Source organism: Isoptericola sp. NPDC056605, assembly GCF_042792795.1.
In the GTDB taxonomy this organism is placed as follows: Bacteria; Actinomycetota; Actinomycetes; order Actinomycetales; family Cellulomonadaceae; genus Isoptericola.
This window is the reverse complement of record NZ_JBHTVT010000022.1, coordinates 40,056-57,908: the sequence shown is the minus strand read 5'-3', so window position 1 is coordinate 57,908 and position 17,853 is coordinate 40,056. Positions and strand designations below refer to the sequence as shown.

General features: G+C 75.7%; 18 protein-coding genes. 4 read left to right on the top strand and 14 right to left on the bottom strand.

Going from position 1 to position 17,853, the window contains the following annotated elements; translation table 11 throughout:
• Positions 1–39: 39 nt before the first annotated feature.
• The 4 genes from ACFQ8Y_RS18850 to ACFQ8Y_RS18835 form a co-directional block, all read right to left on the bottom strand.
• On the bottom strand, positions 40–1,689 hold the full coding sequence (locus ACFQ8Y_RS18850; protein ID WP_430586417.1) for a phytoene desaturase family protein: 1,650 nt from the start codon (positions 1,687–1,689) through the stop codon (positions 40–42).
• 458 nt (positions 1,690–2,147) lie between these two features.
• Positions 2,148–3,557, bottom strand: coding sequence for a dipeptidase (locus ACFQ8Y_RS18845; protein WP_430586416.1), 1,410 nt, complete (start codon positions 3,555–3,557; stop codon positions 2,148–2,150).
• The gene (locus ACFQ8Y_RS18840) at positions 3,554–4,057 is read right to left on the bottom strand and encodes a hypothetical protein (RefSeq protein ID WP_430563794.1); all 504 of its coding nucleotides are present in this window, start codon (positions 4,055–4,057) and stop codon (positions 3,554–3,556) included. The genes ACFQ8Y_RS18845 and ACFQ8Y_RS18840 overlap by 4 nt, the downstream gene beginning before the upstream one ends.
• A gap of 1 nt (position 4,058) precedes the next feature.
• The gene (locus ACFQ8Y_RS18835) at positions 4,059–5,543 is read right to left on the bottom strand and encodes an APC family permease (protein WP_430586415.1); all 1,485 of its coding nucleotides are present in this window, start codon (positions 5,541–5,543) and stop codon (positions 4,059–4,061) included.
• A gap of 126 nt (positions 5,544–5,669) precedes the next feature.
• On the opposite strand from ACFQ8Y_RS18835, the gene ACFQ8Y_RS18830 reads away from it, so the two are divergent.
• Complete coding sequence (locus ACFQ8Y_RS18830; protein WP_430586414.1) at positions 5,670–6,608, top strand: NAD(P)-dependent oxidoreductase; 939 nt, start codon at positions 5,670–5,672, stop codon at positions 6,606–6,608.
• Positions 6,609–6,622: 14 nt separating this feature from the next.
• Here ACFQ8Y_RS18830 and ACFQ8Y_RS18825 read toward each other — a convergent pair whose 3' ends face one another.
• Entirely contained in the window at positions 6,623–7,387 is a 765-nt protein-coding gene (locus ACFQ8Y_RS18825; RefSeq protein WP_430586413.1) for a DUF3995 domain-containing protein, read from the bottom strand.
• A 60-nt stretch (positions 7,388–7,447) separates the two neighbouring features.
• On the opposite strand from ACFQ8Y_RS18825, the gene ACFQ8Y_RS18820 reads away from it, so the two are divergent.
• Positions 7,448–8,008, top strand: a complete 561-nt coding sequence (locus tag ACFQ8Y_RS18820; protein ID WP_430586412.1) for a TetR/AcrR family transcriptional regulator — start codon at positions 7,448–7,450, stop codon at positions 8,006–8,008.
• A 21-nt stretch (positions 8,009–8,029) separates the two neighbouring features.
• Here the strand turns inward: ACFQ8Y_RS18820 and mutM are convergent, their stop codons facing one another.
• From mutM to coaD, 6 genes are all read right to left on the bottom strand, one after another.
• Positions 8,030–8,986 carry a bifunctional DNA-formamidopyrimidine glycosylase/DNA-(apurinic or apyrimidinic site) lyase gene (gene mutM / locus ACFQ8Y_RS18815; protein WP_430586411.1) on the bottom strand — a complete coding sequence of 319 codons (957 nt, stop codon included), beginning with the start codon at positions 8,984–8,986 and terminating at the stop codon, positions 8,030–8,032.
• Entirely contained in the window at positions 8,979–9,734 is a 756-nt protein-coding gene (rnc, locus tag ACFQ8Y_RS18810; protein ID WP_430586410.1) for a ribonuclease III, read from the bottom strand. The genes mutM and rnc overlap by 8 nt, the downstream gene beginning before the upstream one ends.
• Position 9,735: 1 nt before the next feature.
• Positions 9,736–9,930, bottom strand: a complete 195-nt coding sequence (rpmF, locus tag ACFQ8Y_RS18805) for a 50S ribosomal protein L32 (protein WP_079574722.1) — start codon at positions 9,928–9,930, stop codon at positions 9,736–9,738.
• A gap of 2 nt (positions 9,931–9,932) precedes the next feature.
• Entirely contained in the window at positions 9,933–10,445 is a 513-nt protein-coding gene (locus tag ACFQ8Y_RS18800) for a YceD family protein (protein WP_430586409.1), read from the bottom strand.
• A gap of 256 nt (positions 10,446–10,701) precedes the next feature.
• Complete coding sequence (locus ACFQ8Y_RS18795) at positions 10,702–11,271, bottom strand: hypothetical protein (protein WP_430586408.1); 570 nt, start codon at positions 11,269–11,271, stop codon at positions 10,702–10,704.
• 62 nt (positions 11,272–11,333) lie between these two features.
• On the bottom strand, positions 11,334–11,819 hold the full coding sequence (gene coaD / locus ACFQ8Y_RS18790) for a pantetheine-phosphate adenylyltransferase (RefSeq protein WP_430550199.1): 486 nt from the start codon (positions 11,817–11,819) through the stop codon (positions 11,334–11,336).
• An 84-nt stretch (positions 11,820–11,903) separates the two neighbouring features.
• On the opposite strand from coaD, the gene ACFQ8Y_RS18785 reads away from it, so the two are divergent.
• Positions 11,904–12,728, top strand: a complete 825-nt coding sequence (locus tag ACFQ8Y_RS18785; protein ID WP_430586407.1) for a GNAT family N-acetyltransferase — start codon at positions 11,904–11,906, stop codon at positions 12,726–12,728.
• On the opposite strand, the gene rsmD is transcribed toward ACFQ8Y_RS18785, so the two are convergent.
• The 3 genes from rsmD to ACFQ8Y_RS18770 are packed head-to-tail and all read right to left on the bottom strand — an operon-like array spanning position 12,653 to position 17,346.
• Positions 12,653–13,291 carry a 16S rRNA (guanine(966)-N(2))-methyltransferase RsmD gene (gene rsmD, locus ACFQ8Y_RS18780; protein ID WP_430563787.1) on the bottom strand — a complete coding sequence of 213 codons (639 nt, stop codon included), beginning with the start codon at positions 13,289–13,291 and terminating at the stop codon, positions 12,653–12,655. The two genes, ACFQ8Y_RS18785 and rsmD, sit on opposite strands and share 76 nt — an antisense overlap.
• A gap of 36 nt (positions 13,292–13,327) precedes the next feature.
• Entirely contained in the window at positions 13,328–15,583 is a 2,256-nt protein-coding gene (locus tag ACFQ8Y_RS18775) for an ATP-dependent DNA helicase RecG (RefSeq protein ID WP_430586406.1), read from the bottom strand.
• The gene (locus ACFQ8Y_RS18770; protein WP_430586405.1) at positions 15,580–17,346 is read right to left on the bottom strand and encodes a DAK2 domain-containing protein; all 1,767 of its coding nucleotides are present in this window, start codon (positions 17,344–17,346) and stop codon (positions 15,580–15,582) included. Before ACFQ8Y_RS18770 ends, ACFQ8Y_RS18775 begins: the two co-directional genes overlap by 4 nt.
• A gap of 157 nt (positions 17,347–17,503) precedes the next feature.
• On the opposite strand from ACFQ8Y_RS18770, the gene rpmB reads away from it, so the two are divergent.
• Positions 17,504–17,695 carry a 50S ribosomal protein L28 gene (gene rpmB, locus ACFQ8Y_RS18765; RefSeq protein ID WP_069984843.1) on the top strand — a complete coding sequence of 64 codons (192 nt, stop codon included), beginning with the start codon at positions 17,504–17,506 and terminating at the stop codon, positions 17,693–17,695.
• Positions 17,696–17,853 lie beyond the last annotated feature (158 nt).

Sequence of the window (17,853 nt, the reverse complement as noted above, 5' to 3'; positions counted from 1 at the left end):
GGAGTCCGGGCCGCACGGCACACGGCGCGCCGGGATCCGCTAGCCGCCGCCCAGCACCGCCATCGCCGCGGCGCGGCCGGGGACGCCGCTCACGCCCCCGCCGCGCCGTGCGCCCGCGCCGGCCAGCAGCACGCGCGGGTGCACGGTCTCCACGCCCCAGGAGCCCGGGCGGTCCAGCCCCGTGTCGTCCCCGTCGTCGCCGGCGGCCCACGGCCACGACAGGTCGCGGTGGAAGATGTGCCCGCCCGGCAGCCCGACGTCCCCCTCGAGGTCCACGGGGGTGCGGGCCTCGAGGCACGGACGACCGTCGGCGTCGTGCAGCAGCACGTCCTCGATCGGCTCGGCGAGCACCGAGTCCAGCGACGCGAGCGTGGCCGCGAGCGCCTGCTCCCGGGCCCCTACGGGGTCGGGGCGGAACAGCCGCTCGGGCATGTGCAGACCGAACAGGGTGAGCGTCTGGGCGCCGGTGGCGCGAAGCTCGGGCCCGAGGATGCTCGGGTCCGTCAGCGAGTGGCAGTAGATCTCGCACGGCGGCACCTCGGGGACCTGTCCCGACGCCGCCTGCGCGTGCGCGGCCCGGAGCTGCGCGGCCGACTCGTGGACGTGGAACGTGCCGCCGAACGCCGCGGCCGGGTCGACGCCCGTGCCGTGGTCGCTGCCGCGCAGGCGGGGCAGGCGGCGCACGAGCAGGTTCACCTTGAGCTGGGCGCCCTCGGGCGGCCGCGGCGTGGCGCGGCCCGACGGCGCGGCCCCGGTCGCCGCCAGCAGGCGGTCGAGCGTGTCGGGCGCCGCGCCGCACAGCACCGCGCCCGCCGCGACCTCGTGGTCGCGACCGTCGTCGTCGGACCAGGCGACCCGCGCGTCGCCGCCGCCGCCGGGGTCCACGGCGGACACCGCGGCCCGCGTCACCACCGTGGCGCCGGCGGCGGCCGCGGCGTCCCGCAGCGCCCCGGACACGGCGCCCATGCCGCCCACCGGGACGTCCCAGTCCCCCGTGCCGCCGCCGATCACGTGGTAGAGGTAGCAGCGGTTCTGCGCCAACGAGGCCTCGTCGAGGTCGGCGAACGTGCCGATCAGCCCGTCGGTCGCGACGACGCCCTGCACGACGTCGGAGGCGAAGCGGTCCCGCAGCGCCTCCCCCAGCGGCCGCTCGACGAGGTCGCGCCAGGTCGCGGCGTCGTCCACGAGCGCGCGGGCCTCGGCGCGCGAGGGCAGCGGCTCGGTCAGCGTCGGGAACAGCCGGCGCGCGAGGCGGCCGGTGGCCGCGTACCAGCGTTGCCACGCCGCGTGGTCGCCCTCCGCGCCGACCGCCGCGAACGACGCGCGGGTGACGGCGTCGTCCCCGGTGTCGACGAGCAGACCGGTGTCCCCCACCGGCGTGTAGGAGGAGTACCGGCGGCGGCGCAGCGTGACCGGCAGGCCCAGCTCCTCGATCACCCGGCGCGGCAGGAGCGAGACCAGGTACGAGTAGCGCGACAGCCGCGCGTCCACGCCCGGGAACACCCGCGCCGACACGGCCGCGCCGCCCACGTGGTCGAGACGCTCGAGCACGAGCACGCTGCGCCCCGCCCGCGCCAGGTACGCGGCCGCCGTCAGCCCGTTGTGCCCGCCGCCCACCACGACGGCGTCGTAGCGGGCGGCGAGGGGGCGCCGTGCGGTGCCGACCTCGGCGGGTGACGTCGTCGTCATGTGCCCATCGTGCCGTAGCCGCCGAGACGCCGGTGGTTTCCCCTACCGGAACACGGAGGACGGCACGGTCGGTCCGGGCGGTCCGTGCGCCTGGCGTCGTCGACATGCAGACACTCGAGGCCGGCACCGGCACGGCGCGCTCCCGTCCGCCTGCCGTCGTCCGTCGCGCGACCGCCCTGTGGGCCGTCGCGGTCGGGTCGGGGGCCGTCGAGACGCTGCTGGTCGTCGTCCCGTGGGCGACGACCGGTGCGATGGATGCCGGGCTCTGGATGAACCTCGGCCTCCGCGTGGTCGTGGACGGCGTCGCGACGCTCCTGGTCGTCGCCTACCGGCGCCGGAGGCCAGCTGGCCCAGGCGTTCGCCGCCGTCCGCGTGGTGCACGTGGCGGCCGTCGTCGCCGCGACGGTCACCATGTACCTCCCCGGGGCGAGCGCCTGGTACCGGGGAGCACCCGTCAGTCAGCCCGACGCCGACGAGCGCCTGACGCCGAGCCGGGCCAGGAACAGCGCCTCCCCGACGGCGAGGTTCTCGATCTCGCTCGGGTGCACGCTCTCGTTCGGCGCGTGGATCAGACAGGCCGGCTCCTCGACGCCGAGCAGCACGATCGCGGCGTCCGGGTACTGGCCCGCCAGGATGTTGCACAGCGGGATCGACCCGCCCTGCCCGGCGGTCACGGTGGCCCTGCCGTAGGCGTCCGCGAGCGCCGTCGACAGCGTCTCGAAGACGTGCCCGTCGGTCCGGGCGGCGAACGGCTGCCCCGGGGTGTCGCGCTCCACGGTGACGCGCACGCCCCACGGCGCGTGCGCCTCGAGGTGCGCCGCGAGCTTGTCCTGCAGGTCGCGGGCGTCCGCGCCGGGCGGCACGCGCAGGTTGAGGCGCGCCGCGGCGCGCGGCTGGATCGCCGCCGCCGACCCGACGACGGACGGCGCGTCGATGCCGAGGATCGTCACGACCGGGCGGGCCCACAGCATGTCGGCCACGCTGCCGCCGCCGAGCAGCCGCGTGCCCGGCAGGGCGCCCGCGTCGGCGCGGAACTGGTCGGCGTCGTACCCGACGCCCGGCCAGGTGCCCGAGGCGTCGACGCCGTCGATCGTCGTGTTCCCGTCGGCGTCGCGCAGGGAGGCCAGGAGGGCGACCAGCGCCGCGAGGGCGTCGGGCGCGGCCCCGCCGAACATGCCGGAGTGGATCTCGCCCTCGAGCGCCTCGACGCGCACGACGACGCTCGTCGCCCCGCGCAGCGACACGGTGAGCGTGGGCAGGCCGAGCGTCGCGTTGCCGGTGTCCTGGATGAGCATCGCGTCGGCGGCCAGGGCGCCCGGGTTCGCCTCCACCCACCCGTCCAGGCCGCCCGTGCCCTGCTCCTCCGAGCCCTCGATCACGATCCGCACGCCCACGGGGAGGTCGTCGCCCACCAGCGCGCGCAGGGCGCGCAGGGCCGTGAGGTGCGTGACGACGTTCCCCTTGCAGTCCGCCGCGCCCCGGCCGTAGTAGCGACCCTCGCGCTCCGTCAGCTCGAACGGCGGGGTCGTCCACGCGGCGTCGTCGAGCGGCGGCTGCACGTCGTAGTGCGCGTACAGGAGCACGGTCGGCGCCCCGGGCGGGCCGGGCCGGTACCCGACGACGACGTCCGAGCCGTCGGGGGTGCGCTCGCGACGCGCGTCGTCGATGCCCTCGGCCCGGAACGCGTCGACGACCCACTGCGCCGCGCGCTCGCACTCCTCGCGGGGGTACAGGCGCTCGTCCGCGACGGACGGGATGGCGACCAGGGTGCGCAGGTCGTCGAGCGCGCGCGGCAGCAGCGGGCCGACGGCGGTCCGCACGGCCGCGACGTCCGGCACGGCGTCCGGCACGAGGTCGGGGGTGCTCATGAGGTCTCCTCGCTGGTGGGCTCGCCGGCCGGCTGGGTCGTGGTGTCGTCCAGGTTGAGGGAGTCGACGTAGGCGTCGAACTCGTCGAGCTGGTCGGGGCAGTAGGTCTCGATGACGAGGCGGTCGCCCTCGAGGCGGCGCTCGTCGAGCACGGAGGGCCGCAGGCCCGGGCCGGCGGCGCCGTTGGCGGACCCGAGGTTCGCGGTGGCGTCCACGAGCGCGGCGGGGTCGGTGCAGAACCCGCCGCCGTCGGACCCGAGCACGCGGGCGATGGTCTCCTCGGAGAAGGCCGTGATGCCGATGTCGGCGAACGCGGCGTGCAGGGTGGCGGCCTTCTGCTCCGCCTCGCGCTGGTCCTGCCGGTCCTGGTAGCCGGCGAACTGGACCACCATGATCGCGCCGAGCACCAGGAGCAGGACGGCAGCGGCCGTGTACGTGACCCAGCGGTGCCGGACCGGCGCGCCGGGCTCCGTCCCCGGCGACGACGTCGTGGTGGTCATCTCACTCCCCCTCGTCCGTCGCGACGTCCGCGGTGACGTCCGCCGGCTGTCGCCACGACGGCTTGCGGAGCCGGAGGAACAGCCACGGGATCAGCAGGCCGATGATGCCGAGGCCACCGCCGACGATGAGGATGTACACCCCCACCGAGCCGCTGGAGAACTGCGCGGGCGGCACGAAGCCGATGATCAGCGCCGCGACCGAGGCGAGGAAGCCGACCACGCACAGGACGCCGAGGGCCGGGGCGCGGTAGCCGCGCGGGTGGTCGGGCGCGGTGCGCCGCAGCCGCATCGCCGCGACGAACAGCAGCAGGTACATGATCAGGTACACCTGCGTGGTGATGACCGACAGGATCCAGTACGCGCTGGAGACGTCCGGGATGAACGCGTACAGCAGCGCGATCACCGTGGTGAACACGCCCTGCGCCACGAGGATGTTCTGCTGCACGCCGTTCTTGTTGAGCCGCTGCAGGAAGGGCGGCATGTAGCCCTCCTCGCGCGCTACCGTCAGCAGGCCCTTCGACGGCCCGGCGAGCCAGGTGAGCATGCCGCCGATCGACGCGGCGATGAGCATGAGCCCGAGGATCGGCGTCAGCCACGAGACGCCGAAGTTGGCGAAGAACGCGTCGAACGCCTGCATGACGCCCGCGGTCAGCGAGAGCTGGTCGGCCGGGATCACCCAGCTGATCGCGACCGCCGGGAGGATGAAGATCACCAGCACCAGCCCGATCGCCAGGAACATCGCGCGCGGGAACTCCTTGCCCGGGTTCTTCAGCGTGTTCACGTGCACGGAGTTCATCTCCATGCCCGCGTACGACAGGAAGTTGTTGACGATGAGCACCAGGGACGCGATCCCGGTCCACTGCGGCAGCAGGTGGCTCGAGTCCATCGGCGCGGCCGAGGTGTTGCCCTGGCCGAGGAACACGATGCCCAGCACCACGAGGATCGCGGCCGGGATGAGCGTGCCGATGATCAGGCCCGCGCTGGACAGCCCGGCCACCGTCTTCGTGCCCTGCGACGACACCCACACCCCGGACCAGTAGACGACGACGATGACGATCGCCACGTAGACGCCGTTGGACGCGAGGGCCGGGTTGATCACGTACGCGAACGTGCTGGCCACGTACCCCAGCAGGCTCGGGTAGTAGAAGATCGTCATCGCGAACTGGCACCACACGGCCAGGAAGCCGAGCGGCTTGGACAGCCCCTCCGCCACCCACCGGTACACGCCGCCCGACCAGCCGGACGCCAGCTCCGCCGACACCAGCGACGTCGGCAGCAGGAAGACCAGCGCCGGCACCACGTACAGGAAGACCGCCGCGAGCCCGTAGACCGCCATCGTCGGAGCGGCCCGCAGGCTCGCCACCGACGACGTGATCATGAACGCGAGCGTGATCCACGTGATGTAGTTGCGCGGCGTGCGCGCCGTCATCGCCTGCCGCACCTGCTCGCGGGTCGGCGGCGCCGTCCCCGTCCCCGACGTCGTCATGCCGACCTCCTCGACACCCGTGCCTCCCGGCGGACGCCGGCCCTTCGCACGATAAGAGGGCAGGTCACGGGGCGCACGGCGAACGGCGCCGAACCACCCGGCCACCGGCTGATAGCGTCGCGAGGCGTGAAGCTCCTCGTGCCGGGCAACGTGCCCTTCGACCTGTCGATCGACGTCCCCGGCGTGGAGGTGGCGCGCTACGTGATGCGCGATCCCGTGCCCGAGGAGCACGTGGACGCCGACGCCCTGGTCACGTGGTCCAGCCCCCAGCGGGTCCTGGAGGACGCCGCGCGCCGGATGACGCACCTGCGCTGGGTGCAGACCCTCAACGCCGGCCCCGACCAGGCGCTCGCCGCGGGGTTCGCGCCCGACGTCGTCATCTCCTCGGGCCGCTCGCTGCACGACGCGACGGTCGCCGAGCACACGCTCGCGCTCGTCCTCGCGTCCGTGCGGCGGCTCGACCGCACCCTGGCCGCCCAGCACGAGCACCGCTGGGACCGCGACCTCGGCAGGGAGCAGGCGAACCACGAGTCGCAGTTCACGCTGCACGGCGCCCGCGTCACGATCTGGGGCTTCGGCTCCATCGCCGCCGTCCTCGCCCCGCTCCTCGCGGCGCTCGGCGCGCGCGTGACCGGGGTCGCGTCGTCGGCGGGCGAGCGCTACGGCTTCCCCGTGGTCGGATCGATCGAGGAGGTCGCGCCCACGACGGACGTCCTGATCTCCCTGCTGCCGGCGACCGAGGCGACCCACCACGCCCTCGACGCGCGCGTGCTCGGCCTGCTGCCCCCGCACGCCCGGTTCGTCAACGCCGGCCGCGGGGCCACCGTCGACGAGGAGGCGCTGGTCGCCGCCCTGCGCGACGGCACGATCGCCGGCGCCGCGCTCGACGTCACCGAGACGGAGCCGCTGCCCGAGGGCTCACCGCTGTGGGACGCGCCGCACCTCATCCTCACGCCGCACGTCGCGGGCGGGCGGCCGCAGGGCGCGGCCGGCTTCGTCACCGAGCAGGCGCGGGCCTGGCTGGCCGACGGCGCGGCGGGTCTGCGCAACGTCGTCGCGCGCTGACGCTCCTCGGCCGGTCAGGCCGCCAGCGCCAGGCCGGCCGCGGCGCCGGCCGCCAGCAGGCCGACGGCCGGGGTCCACCAGCGGTCGTCGGCCCGGGCGAACCGGGTGCCCCGCACCCGCTTGGACACACCGACGTAGCGCCCGTCCCCCACGACGCGTGCCAGCAGGACGACCAGGGCCGCGACGCCGAGCCCGCGCCACCAGCCCCCGTCGGCCCCGAGGGCCAGCGCCACGACCACCGCCGCGTAGGCGAGCAGCGCCACGACGACGACCAGCGTCGCGACCGGGCCGGGCCGCACCACCGGCTCTCGGGTGCCGGTGCGCTGCGGCAGCACGCGGCCCCGCCCGGTCGTCGCCCCGGCCGCCCAGGCGGCGTGGAAGCCCGCGGCGACGAGGGCGGCGACGACGGCGGCCCCGGCACCGACCCCCAGCACGGGCTCGGGGACCGCCCCGCCGGCCCCGAGCGCCAGCAGCCCCGCCGCGACGAAGACCGGCCAGGCGAGGTGCCCGGGAACGAACCCGAAGATGGCCCCGCCGGTGGCGAGGCACAGGAGCCCGACGACCACCGGTACGGGCAGGCCGAGCAGGATCGCGGCGAGCGCGTACCACGCCAGGGACAGCAGGTGCCAGACCGCCCGGAGCAGGCGGTCGGCCCACGGTCGCGCGAGGCGCGCGCGCCAGTCGGGCGAGGCGAGCAGCGGACGGACGATCACGTGCTCCCCGAGCACGGAGTGCAGAGTGGCGACGGCGACGAGCAGGACGGCGGCGGCGATCGACATCGGATCCTCCATACGGTGGCGTATGGTCAGGCTAGCCATACGGTGCCGTATGGTCAACGGATGGCCTCGCTCTCCGCCTCCGACTGGGTCCGCGCCGCCGCGGGGAGGCTCGCGGCGGACGGCGTCGACGCCGTCCGCGTCGAGCCGCTCGCCCGCGAGCTCGGTGTCTCCAAGGGCAGCTTCTACTGGCACTTCGCGGACCGGGCCGGGCTGCTCGACGCCGTCCTGGACCACTGGCGCGCGGCAGGCACGGCCGGCGTGATCACGCGGGTGGAGGAGACCTCCGACGATCCGGCGGACCGGCTGCGCGAGCTCGTGCGCCTGGCCTTCGAGCACGCGGGAGGCGGGCCCGGCGGGATCCTCGACGGCCGGTTCGACGGCGCCGTCCGCGCCTGGGCCGCACGCGACCCCCGCGCCCGCGACGCGGTGCACGCCGTCGACGAGGCGCGTACCGCCTACCTCGAGCGGCTCCTCACCGGGGCCGACGCGCCGGACGCGCCGCGACGTGCCGCGGTCCTGTACCGGGCCCTGCTCGGCGAGTACGCCCTGCGGAACGCGGGGGCCGGCGCGCTGGACCGGCGCGCGGTCGACGAGCTGGTCGCCTGGGCCCTGGGCCGGTGAGCCGACGCCATCAGGGGCGCGTCACCAGCGGCCGTTCCGCGGCCGCGGCTGGCAGACGGGGCAGGTGTACGACGAGCGGTTCATGAACGCGTCGCGCCGCACCGGGGTGCCGCAGCGGGGGCACGGTTCGCCCTCGCGCCCGTAGGCGGCGAGGCCGCGCGCGAAGTAGCCGGACTCGCCGTTGACGTTCACGTAGAGCGCGTCGAAGCTCGTGCCGCCCTGCGCCAGGGACTCGGCCATGACCTCGGCGGCGGCGTCGAGGGCGCGGCGCACCTCCACCGGCCGCAGCCGGTCGGTCGCGCGAGCGAAGTGCAGGCGGGCGCGCCACAGGGCCTCGTCGGCGTAGATGTTGCCGACGCCGGACAGCAGCGTCTGGTCCAGCAGCGCACGCTTGAGGCCGGTACGCCGGCGCCGGACCGCGGCTACGACGGCGTCGGCGTCGAACGCGGGGTCCAGCGGGTCGCGGCCGATGTGCGCCACCGGCTCCGGCACGGCCGGTAGGTCGCTGCCGAGCCCGCCCGGGGCGCCGTCGTCCGTCGGCTCCAGGTCGACGACGGACAGGTGGCCGAACGTGCGCTGGTCGACGAAGTCGAGGTACTCCGCCCCGCTCGGGGCACCGGTCAGGTGCAGGCGGGCACGCAGGTGCGGGTGCGCCCAGTCGCCCGCGACGGCGGGGTCGCGCACGAGCAGCTGGCCGGACATGCCGAGGTGCGCGAGCAGCGCGGCCGCCGGGACGTCGTCGGCCGCCGGACCCGACACGCCGGTCCCACCGCCCTCGAGGGGCAGCCAGAGGAACTTGCCGCGCCGCACGGCGGCGGCCAGCCGCCTGCCGCGGAGCTGGTCCGCGAACCCGGCGGGGCCGCCGTCGTGCCGCCGCACGGAGTAGTCGCGGAACACCTCGACGTCGCGCACGACGGCGCCCACGACCAGGCGGTCGAGGCCGTCGCGGACGGTCTCGACCTCGGGGAGCTCAGGCACCGGCGGCGTCGCCCGTCGTGCCGGACGTCGAGCCGGCGCCGGGCACGGGGACCTGCTGCAGGGCGCGGTACGCCTCCTCGGCGGCGGCCTGCTCGGCGTGCTTCTTCGCGGAACCGGTGCCGAGTCCCAGCACCGGGCCGGTGGTCACCTGCGCGTGGAAGACGCGCGCGTGCTCCGGCCCCTCGCCGGTGACCTCGTACACGGGGGCGCCGAAGCCACGTACGGCGGCGGCCTCCTGGAGCGACGTCTTCCAGTCGAGCCCCGCGCCGAGCCCGGCGGCCGCGTCGAGCGTCGTGTCCACGAGGCGGTGCACCAGCTCGCGCGCCGGCTCCAGGCCGTGCGACAGGTAGGTGGCGCCGATGAGCGCCTCCACGGTGTCCGACAGGATCGAGTCCTTGTCGAAGCCGCGGGTGCGGAGCTCGCCCTTGCCGAGCAGCACGTAGCCGCCGAGGTCGAGGCGGCGCGCGATCGCGGCCAGCGCGCGCTGGGACACCGTCGCCGCACGCATCTTCGCCAGCTCGCCCTCGGGCTGGTCGGGGTGGCGCCGGTACAGCGCCTCGGTCACGACCAGCCCCAGCACGGTGTCGCCCAGGAACTCGAGCCGCTCGTTGGTCGGGATGCCCCCGGCCTCGTGCGCGAACGACCGGTGCGTCAGGGCAAGCACGAGAAGCTCGGGATCCAGGTGGACCCCGAGCTTCTCGAGAAGAGCGGTCGGCTCCGGCCGGGGCCGGTTGCCGGGTGCAGGCATGTCAGCCCGCGTGCTCGGTGCGCAGCGCCTCGGCGTACTGGCGGCCCTTGTAGGCACCGCAGGTGGGGCACGCGGCGTGGGACAGCTTCTGCCCCTTGCAGCTCGGGCACGTCGTGAGGACCGCCGCGGTGGTCTTCCACTGCGAACGGCGCGCACGGGTGTTGCTGCGCGACATCTTGCGCTTCGGAACAGCCACGGCTAGCTCTCTTTCGTCTCGTCGGACACGCTCGACTCCTCGAGCATGGTCTGCAGCGCCGACCACCGGGGGTCGACAACGTCGTGATGGTGGTCCGGGTCGTCCGCCAGCCGCGCCCCGCAGACGGAGCACAGGCCGGGGCAGTCCGGACGGCACAGCGGTTGAAATGGTAGTGCAGTCACGAGGGAATCCCGAACCGCCGGCTCGATGTCGGCCTGGTCGTCGACCAGGACCGGCTCGTCCTCGGCGTCCTCGTCGCCGGACCCCTCCGCCGCCTGCGCCCTCTCGGGATAGGCGAAGAGCTCCTGCACGCGCACCGTCACCTGCTGGGAGACCGGGTCGAGGCAGCGCACGCACTCCCCCACCGCCGTGCCGCGCACGACGCCGGACACCAGCACCCCCTCCATGACCGACTCGAGCCGGAGGCCCAGGGTGAGGTCGTCGCCCTCGGGCACGCCGATGACGGCGGTCCCCATGTCCGCGGGGGCGGGCACGACGCGCGCGACCTCCTCCATCGAACCGGGTCGCCGAGACAGCTCGTGCGTGTCGAGCACGAGCGGCGAGGGCTTCGCGGTGGCGATGGCAGGCTCCGATGAACAGGGGTGGACCCGACGGGCGGGAAGGAGTTCGGCCCGGACCCGGGCCAGCGACCTAGTCTAGGCCATGCCGGCGCCGTGGTGCAGCACGCCCGCGAGTGACGAGTCTCTCACGCGCTACGAGGCGGCCCCGGCCCGCGATGTGCGCGTCAGGAGCGCGTGTCAGGAGGGCCGGTCAGGAGCGCCTCTCCTGCGGCCAGCGCGGATCGGCGACGGAGTCCCACCGAACCCGCGGCGCGCCCTGCTCGAGGCGCCCGGCCAGCTTCTCCCGGCCGGCACGCACCTGGTTCGACAGGGCGTCGAGGTCCTGCTGGAAGTCCGCGAGGCGCCCGTCGCAGTACGAGTCCGCGTCGGTGCGCAGCGCCGCCGCGCGCGCCTCCGACTCGGCGACGACCTCGGCCGCGCGCGACTGCGCCTGCACGACGACCTGCTCGGACTGCACCAGCTCGATCGCCCGGGCGCGGGCGGCGGCCACGATCTCCTCCGCCTGGCGGTGCGCGTCGTCCAGGGTGTCGCGGGCGGCCGCGAGCACCTCGTCGGCGCGGGCCACCTGCGTGGGCAGCGCGTCGCGCAGCTCGTCCACGAGCGCCAGCGCCTGGTCGCGGTCCACCTTCACGTTGGTCGACAGCGGCACGGAGCGCGCGTTCTCGACCAGCGCGGCCAGGTCCTCCAGGATGTCCAGCAGCCCGCCGGCCGGGTTGCCCCCCTGGCCGGTCCCGGGAGTGGTCTCGGTCGTCTCGCTCATCCCCTGCTCCTTGGTCCTGCTCGTGGGGCCCTGCTCGTGGGGCCCGGCTCGTCAGCCCCGCGTCATCTGCCGAGGGCTGCTCGCACCGCGTCCGCGACGCCGTCCGGCACCAGGTCGTCGATCGGCCCGCCGTACCGGGCCACGTCCTTGACCAGCGACGACGCGACGTGCGCGTACCGCTGCTCCCCCGGGACGAAGACCGTCTCGATCCCGGTCAGGTGCCGGTTCATGAGGGCCATCGGCAGCTCGGAGTCGAAGTCCGCACCGCCGCGGAGGCCCTTGACCACCGCGACGGCCCCGACCTCCCGGCAGAAGTCCACCAGCAGCCCCGGCACCACCTCGACCCGCACGTCGGCGGTCTCCGGGTCGGCCGCGAGCGCCGTCCGGGCCAGCTCCACCCGCTCCTCGGGGCCGAGCAGCGCGTTCTTGGCGGCGTTGCGGGCCACCCCGACCACCACGACGTCGAACATCCGGCGCGTGCGCCGCACGATGTCGAGGTGGCCGAGCGTGATCGGGTCGAACGACCCGGGGCAGACGGCGATGCTCACGCCGTCACGCTAGTACAGCGGCGTCGCGATCCCCGGGAGCCCGGTCGGGGTGCCGTCACCCCGCGACGGGGACACCCTGAGGGCATGACCGACGACGCCGCGCCCCACCCGTCGCCCGCGGAGCCGACCGTGGTGCCGCTGACCGAACCGGCACAGCTCGACTCGCTGTGGCGGCACGTCCTGGCGCCGTCCTTCCCGCCCGACGAGCTCACGTCGTCCGACGACCTGCGGGCCGGCCTCGCGGCGGGCGGGCTCACGGCCTACGGCGTGGAGCAGGACGGGACGGTCGTCGCCGGGATCGTGGCCTCGTGGTCGCGGGCCACGCAGGTGCTGCTCGTGGACTACCTCGCGCTGGCGCCCGGTCACCGTGGCGGAGGCCTCGGCGGTCGGCTCCTCGACCGGTCGCTCGCCGGGTGGCGCGAGGAGCTGCACCCCGTGTTCGTGCTGGCGGAGGTCGAGCACCCCGGCCACCACGCGCCCCACCCGAGCCACGGGGACCCGGCGGCGCGCCTGCGCTTCTACTCGCGGCACGGGGCGCGCGTGCTCGCCGTGCCCTACTTCCAGCCGGGCATCGGCGGCCCGGGGTCGCCGCGGGTCCCCGCGATGCTGCTGATGGCGCTCGGGACGGGCCCGGGCGCCGACTCGGTGCCGGCCGCCGCCGTGCGCGGCTTCCTCCTGGAGCACCTGCGCGAGTGCGAGGGCACCGTGCCGGGCGACCCGGCGGTCCGGCGGCTGCTCGAGGCGGCGGCCGGGGAGACCGTGCCGCTCGTCGACGCGGCCGACGCGGAGGCCCTGGCCGCCGTGCCCGTCGCCGTCCTCGAGGGGGCGGAGCGCTACGCCCCGCCGGCCCCCGCGCCCTCCGACCCGACCGGGTCCGAAGCGTCGGAGGGGTCGGACGGCTCGGCGTAGTGCACCGCCGTCTCCCCGTAGTCCTTGCGGGCGAGCACCTCCAGGCCCGTGGGCCAGGCCGGCTCGGGGCTACGGGTGGACCGCTCCACCACGACGACGGCGCCCGCGGCCAGCACCCCGGGTGCGGCCAGGTGGGTCAGGACCGTCGCGAGCGCGTCCTCGGCCAGGTCGTAGGGCGGGTCGAGGAAGACGACGTCGAACCCGGTCGCCGCGCCCGTCCCGGCCTTGCGTGCGGCGACGCCGGCGGCGAACCGCTCCGCGGAGTCGGCGACGACCCGCACCTCGCGCTGCAGGCCCAGGGTCGCCACGTTGCGGCGGGCGACGTCCGCCGCCCGCCGGTTCGCGTCCACCAGCACGACGTCGGCGGCGCCGCGGCTCAAGGCCTCGAGGCCGAGCGCTCCGGAGCCCGCGTACAGGTCGAGCACCCGCGCGCCGTCCAGCACGTCGAGGTGGTCCAGCCGGGAGAAGATCGCCTCGCGGACCCGGTCGCTGGTGGGTCGCGTGCCCTTCGGCGGCACCTGCAGCGAGCGCCCGCCGAACCGGCCGGCCACGATCCTCGTCATGGCGCCGAGCCTAACCAGTCGACACCAGTCGACCGGTCAGGCCCGTTCGAGGAACTCCTCCTGCTCGTCGTCCAGCTGCGCCGCGATCGCCGCGCGCAGCTCGGGGTGCTCACCGAGCTCGAGGTCGGCGTCGACGACGGCGGTGGCCTCCCGCCGCGCGTCGGCGATGAGGTCGGCGTCCTGCACGACGCGCAGCAGGCGCAGCGAGCTGGAGCGGCCGGACTGGGCCGCGCCGAGCACGTCGCCCTCGGAGCGCAGCTCGAGGTCCAGGGTGGCGAGCCGGAAACCGTCGGTCGTCTCCGCGAGCGCCTCGACCCGGGTCGCCGCGGGCGTGCCGGGCTGCGCCGTCGAGACCAGGAGGCACAGCCCCGGCGCGGAGCCGCGCCCGACCCGGCCGCGCAGCTGGTGGAGCTGGGACAGGCCGAACCGGTCGGCGTCGAAGACGACCATCACCGTGGCCTCGGGCACGTCCACGCCGACCTCGATCACGGTGGTGGAGACCAGCACCTGCAGCTCGCCGGCCGCGAACCGGGCCATCGCGGACTCCTTGTCCGCGGGCGCCATCTGGCCGTGCAGCACGCCGACGTCGAGGCCGTCGAGCGCCGGCGTCTCGCGCAGCATGTCCGCCACCTCGAGCACGGCGCGCAGCGCCGGACGCTCGTCGGCCGCCCCGTCGCCGTCCATGAGCTCGAGCAGGTCCGGGACGTCGTCGAAGTCCTTCGCCGCTGCCCCGCCGCCGGCGGGGAGGTCCTCGTCGGGGTGGATCCGCGGGCACACGACGTACGCGCGGTGCCCCTTGTCGACCTCCTCGCGCACACGCGACCAGGTGCGCTCCATCCACCGCGGGTTGCCGGCGGGGACCACGTGCGAGGTGATGCCGGCGCGCCCGGCGGGCACCTGCGTGAGCGACGACGTCTCGAGGTCGCCGAACACCGTCATCGCGACCGTGCGCGGGATGGGCGTGGCCGTCATGACGAGCACGTGCGGCGCCACGCGCCCCTTGGCGCGCAGCGCGTCGCGCTGCTCGACGCCGAACCGGTGCTGCTCGTCGACGACGACGAGACCCAGGTCGGCGAACTGCACCTGGTCGCCCAGCAGGGCGTGCGTGCCCACGACGATCCCCGCCTCCCCGCTCGCGGCCTGCAGCAGCGCCTCCTTGCGGGCGGCGGCGCCGAGCGATCCGGTGAGAAGGGCGACCCTGGTGCCGTGCGCGGCCCCGCCGAGCAGCCCGCCCTCGGCGAGCGGCCCGAGGAGGGCGCGCAGGGTGCGGGCGTGCTGCGCCGCGAGCACCTCCGTGGGCGCCAGGAGCGCGGCCTGGCCGCCGGCGTCGACCACCTGCAGCATCGCCCGGAGCGCCACGACCGTCTTGCCGGAGCCCACCTCGCCCTGCAGCAGCCGCTGCATCGGGCGGGCCTGCGCGAGCTCGTGCGCGAGGTCCTCGCCCACCGCGCGCTGCCCGTCCGTCAGCGTGAAGGGCAGTGCCGCGTCGAAGTCGGCGAGCAGGCTCGGCTCCCCCGGCCCCCGCGACGGGCGGGCCGTGGCCTCCTGCTCGGCGGCGTGCGCCCGGCGCTGCGCGAGCGCCGCCTGCAGCACGAAGGCCTCCTCGAAGCGGAAGCGGTGACGTGCCTGCTGCCAGGAGGCCTGGTCGACGGGGTGGTGGATCGCGCGCAGGGCGTCGAGCCGGCTCGGCAACCCGTGCCGGGCACGGACCTCGTCGGGAACCGGGTCCTCGACGTCCGCCTCGGTGAGCGGGTCGAGGACCGTGCGCACGGCCCGCTGGATGCGCCAGGAGGGCACGGACGACGACGCGGGGTAGATGGGGATGGGTCGGCTGGCCTCGAACATCGCCTCCTCGGCGTCGTCCGCGTCCACGCCCACGAGGACGTAGTCCGGGTGGGTGAGCTGGCGGGTGCCCCGGTACTCGCTCACCACCCCCGTGAACAGCCCCACGCGCCCCGGTCGCAGCTTGTCCTCGTGCGGCCGCAGCGCGCCGGCACGCTTGGCGAAGAACGTCAGCGCCAGCTCGTGCCGGCCGTCCGTGACGACCGCCGACAGCATGGCGCCCGCGCGCGAGCGCATGGTCCGGACGGTCGCCCGCGCGACCCGCGCCATCACGGTGACGTGCTCGCCGAGCGCCAGCCGGTCCATGTCCGTGAGCGTGCCGGGGTCGCCGTACCGGCGCGGGTAGTGCCGCAGCAGGTCCCCGACGGTGACGAGGCCCAGCTTGGCCAGCGGGCCCGCGCTGCGGGCCCCCAGCACCTTGGTCAGCGCCTCGCCCTCGCGCCCGGTCACGCGGGTCCCTCCGCCGCGTCGACGGCGAGCGGCTCGACGCCGATCGCCACGTGGTCCCCGGGGCGACCGGTGCGCATGACGACGACGTCCGCGCCGTCGGACACGGCCGCGGCCCGCGACGCGAGCACCTCGACGGTGGCGTCAGGGACGTCGTCGTCGGGCAGCAGGGTGACGATCGCGATCGGCGAACCCGCCACGAGCCGCTTGACGATGGCGCCGACCGTGACGGCCGGGCCGCCGCCGACGCGCAGCCCCGCGACCACCGCACCGACGGCGTCGGGGACGCCCGCGTCCTGCTCGCGCGGGTCGTCGAGCGTCGCGGCCAGCGCGGACATCCCCGCCACGACGTGCACGTCGCCGGGCGCGACGACCCGCACGATCTCGGGCGCCGCCTCGGGCCCGTCCGCGGCGCCCGCTCCCGGGCCCACGGGGTCGGTCTGCAGCGCCTCGGGCGCGAGGACGAGCACCCGCGGGGCCCCCGCCCCGACCGCCGCGGCGACGAGGTCCGCCGCGGTCGGGGGGACGTCGAGGTCGAGGACCACGACGGCGCCGCCGCGCGCGAGCTCGGCGGCCAGCGCCGGCGCGGCCGTCGTGACGACCACCGCCCACCGGTCGGGCGGGACCGCGAGGTGCCGCACCGACACCCGCGACACCGCGCCCCGCGACGCCCAGCGCCGTGCCACGCCGAGCGCCGCGTCGAGGTCCGCGGTGTGCACGTGGGCCTGCCAGAGCGAGCGGTCGACGTCGTCCGCACCGGTGCCGTCCTCGGCGCCGCCCACGACGACGACCGAGCTCCCGACGTCGTCCAGGTCGGCGCGCAACGCGTCGGCCACCGCGCCGGGGCTGAAGTCGGCGGCGGACGCCGACCGTTCCAGCAGGAACATGAGCTCGACGTCGTCGGTCGCGACGCCGCCGTGCTCGTGGGGATGCTCGTGGGGATGCCCGTGCGACCGCTCGTGCCCACCCTCGGGCCCACCCGCGGGCAGGGCACCGCCGGGGCCCGTGCCCCGGCCGGTGCGCGACCCGTCGTCTCCCTCGGCGGCCTCGCCGGCGGAGGGCGCCGCGTGTCCTCGCAGGTCGATGTCCAGCAGCACGGGGCCGATGCTGCCGTCCGCCTCCGACACTCCCTCGGCGGCCGCCCGCTGCGCCGCCGCCAGGGACCGCAGCACCAGCACGAGCCCGCAGGCGCCGGCGTCGAGCACGCCGGCGGCACGCAACGGTTCCAGCGCCCCCACGCTGCGCAGGGCCGCCTCCCGCGCACCGCGGCAGGCGGCGTCGGTCGTGGACAGCCGCGCCGCCGCTCCGGCGGGACCGACCATCCCGCCGGCCTCGGCGTGCCGGGCCGCGGCCGCGGCGGACTCCGCCGCCGTGAGGATGGTGCCGGGCGCGGGGTGCGCGACGGCGTGGCGCGCGGTCCGGGCAGCGACGTCGAGCGCGATGGCGAGGCTGTCGCCACGCGTCGCGGCGACGGTGAGACCGCGCAACCACTCGCTGAGGATCACCCCGGAGTTCCCCCGTGCGCCGCGCAGGGCCGCCCGCGCGGCCAGCCGCAGCAGGCGCGCCCCGCCGGCGTCCGCGGGCGCGGCGTGGACGGCCGCCGCGGCATCGCGGATCGTGAGGTACATGTTGGTGCCGGTGTCCCCGTCGGCCACGGGGAAGACGTTCACGCGGTCGATCTCGGCGCGGGCCTCGGCCAGGGCCCGGGCGGCCGTGCTCACCCAGGCACGGACGACGGAGGCGTCGAGGAGCTCGGGCTGTTGCACGCCCCCACGGTAGCGGTGAGACACCACACGTTGAGGGGCACTCCTCCGATCGGCTATCCTCGTGTGGTTGCCCGGCCTGTTCCGGGCTCCCCCAACCACCAAGCTTCACGTCCTGCTGCCCTGGCGCGGGTCGTGTCACGACGATTCAGGAGAGACCGTGGCTGCCAACTGCGACGTCTGCGGCAAGGGCCCGGGCTTCGGGCACAGCATCTCGCACTCCCACATCCGCACGAAGCGCCGCTGGAACCCGAACATCCAGCGCGTCCGTGCCGTGGTCGCGGGCACCCCCAAGCGTGTGAACGTCTGCACCTCCTGCCTCAAGGCGGGCAAGGTCACGCGCCAGGCCTGAGCCTGCGCACCGGGCACACCCCGGTGCTTCGACGCTTTCGCGAGACGCCCGTCGGGATCTTCCCGGCGGGCGTCTCGTCGTCCCCTCGTGCACCCGGCGTCCCCGCGCGCTCGTCGCCCGCGGACACCGGCAAAGAATTCGTGAAGGATTCACCAAAC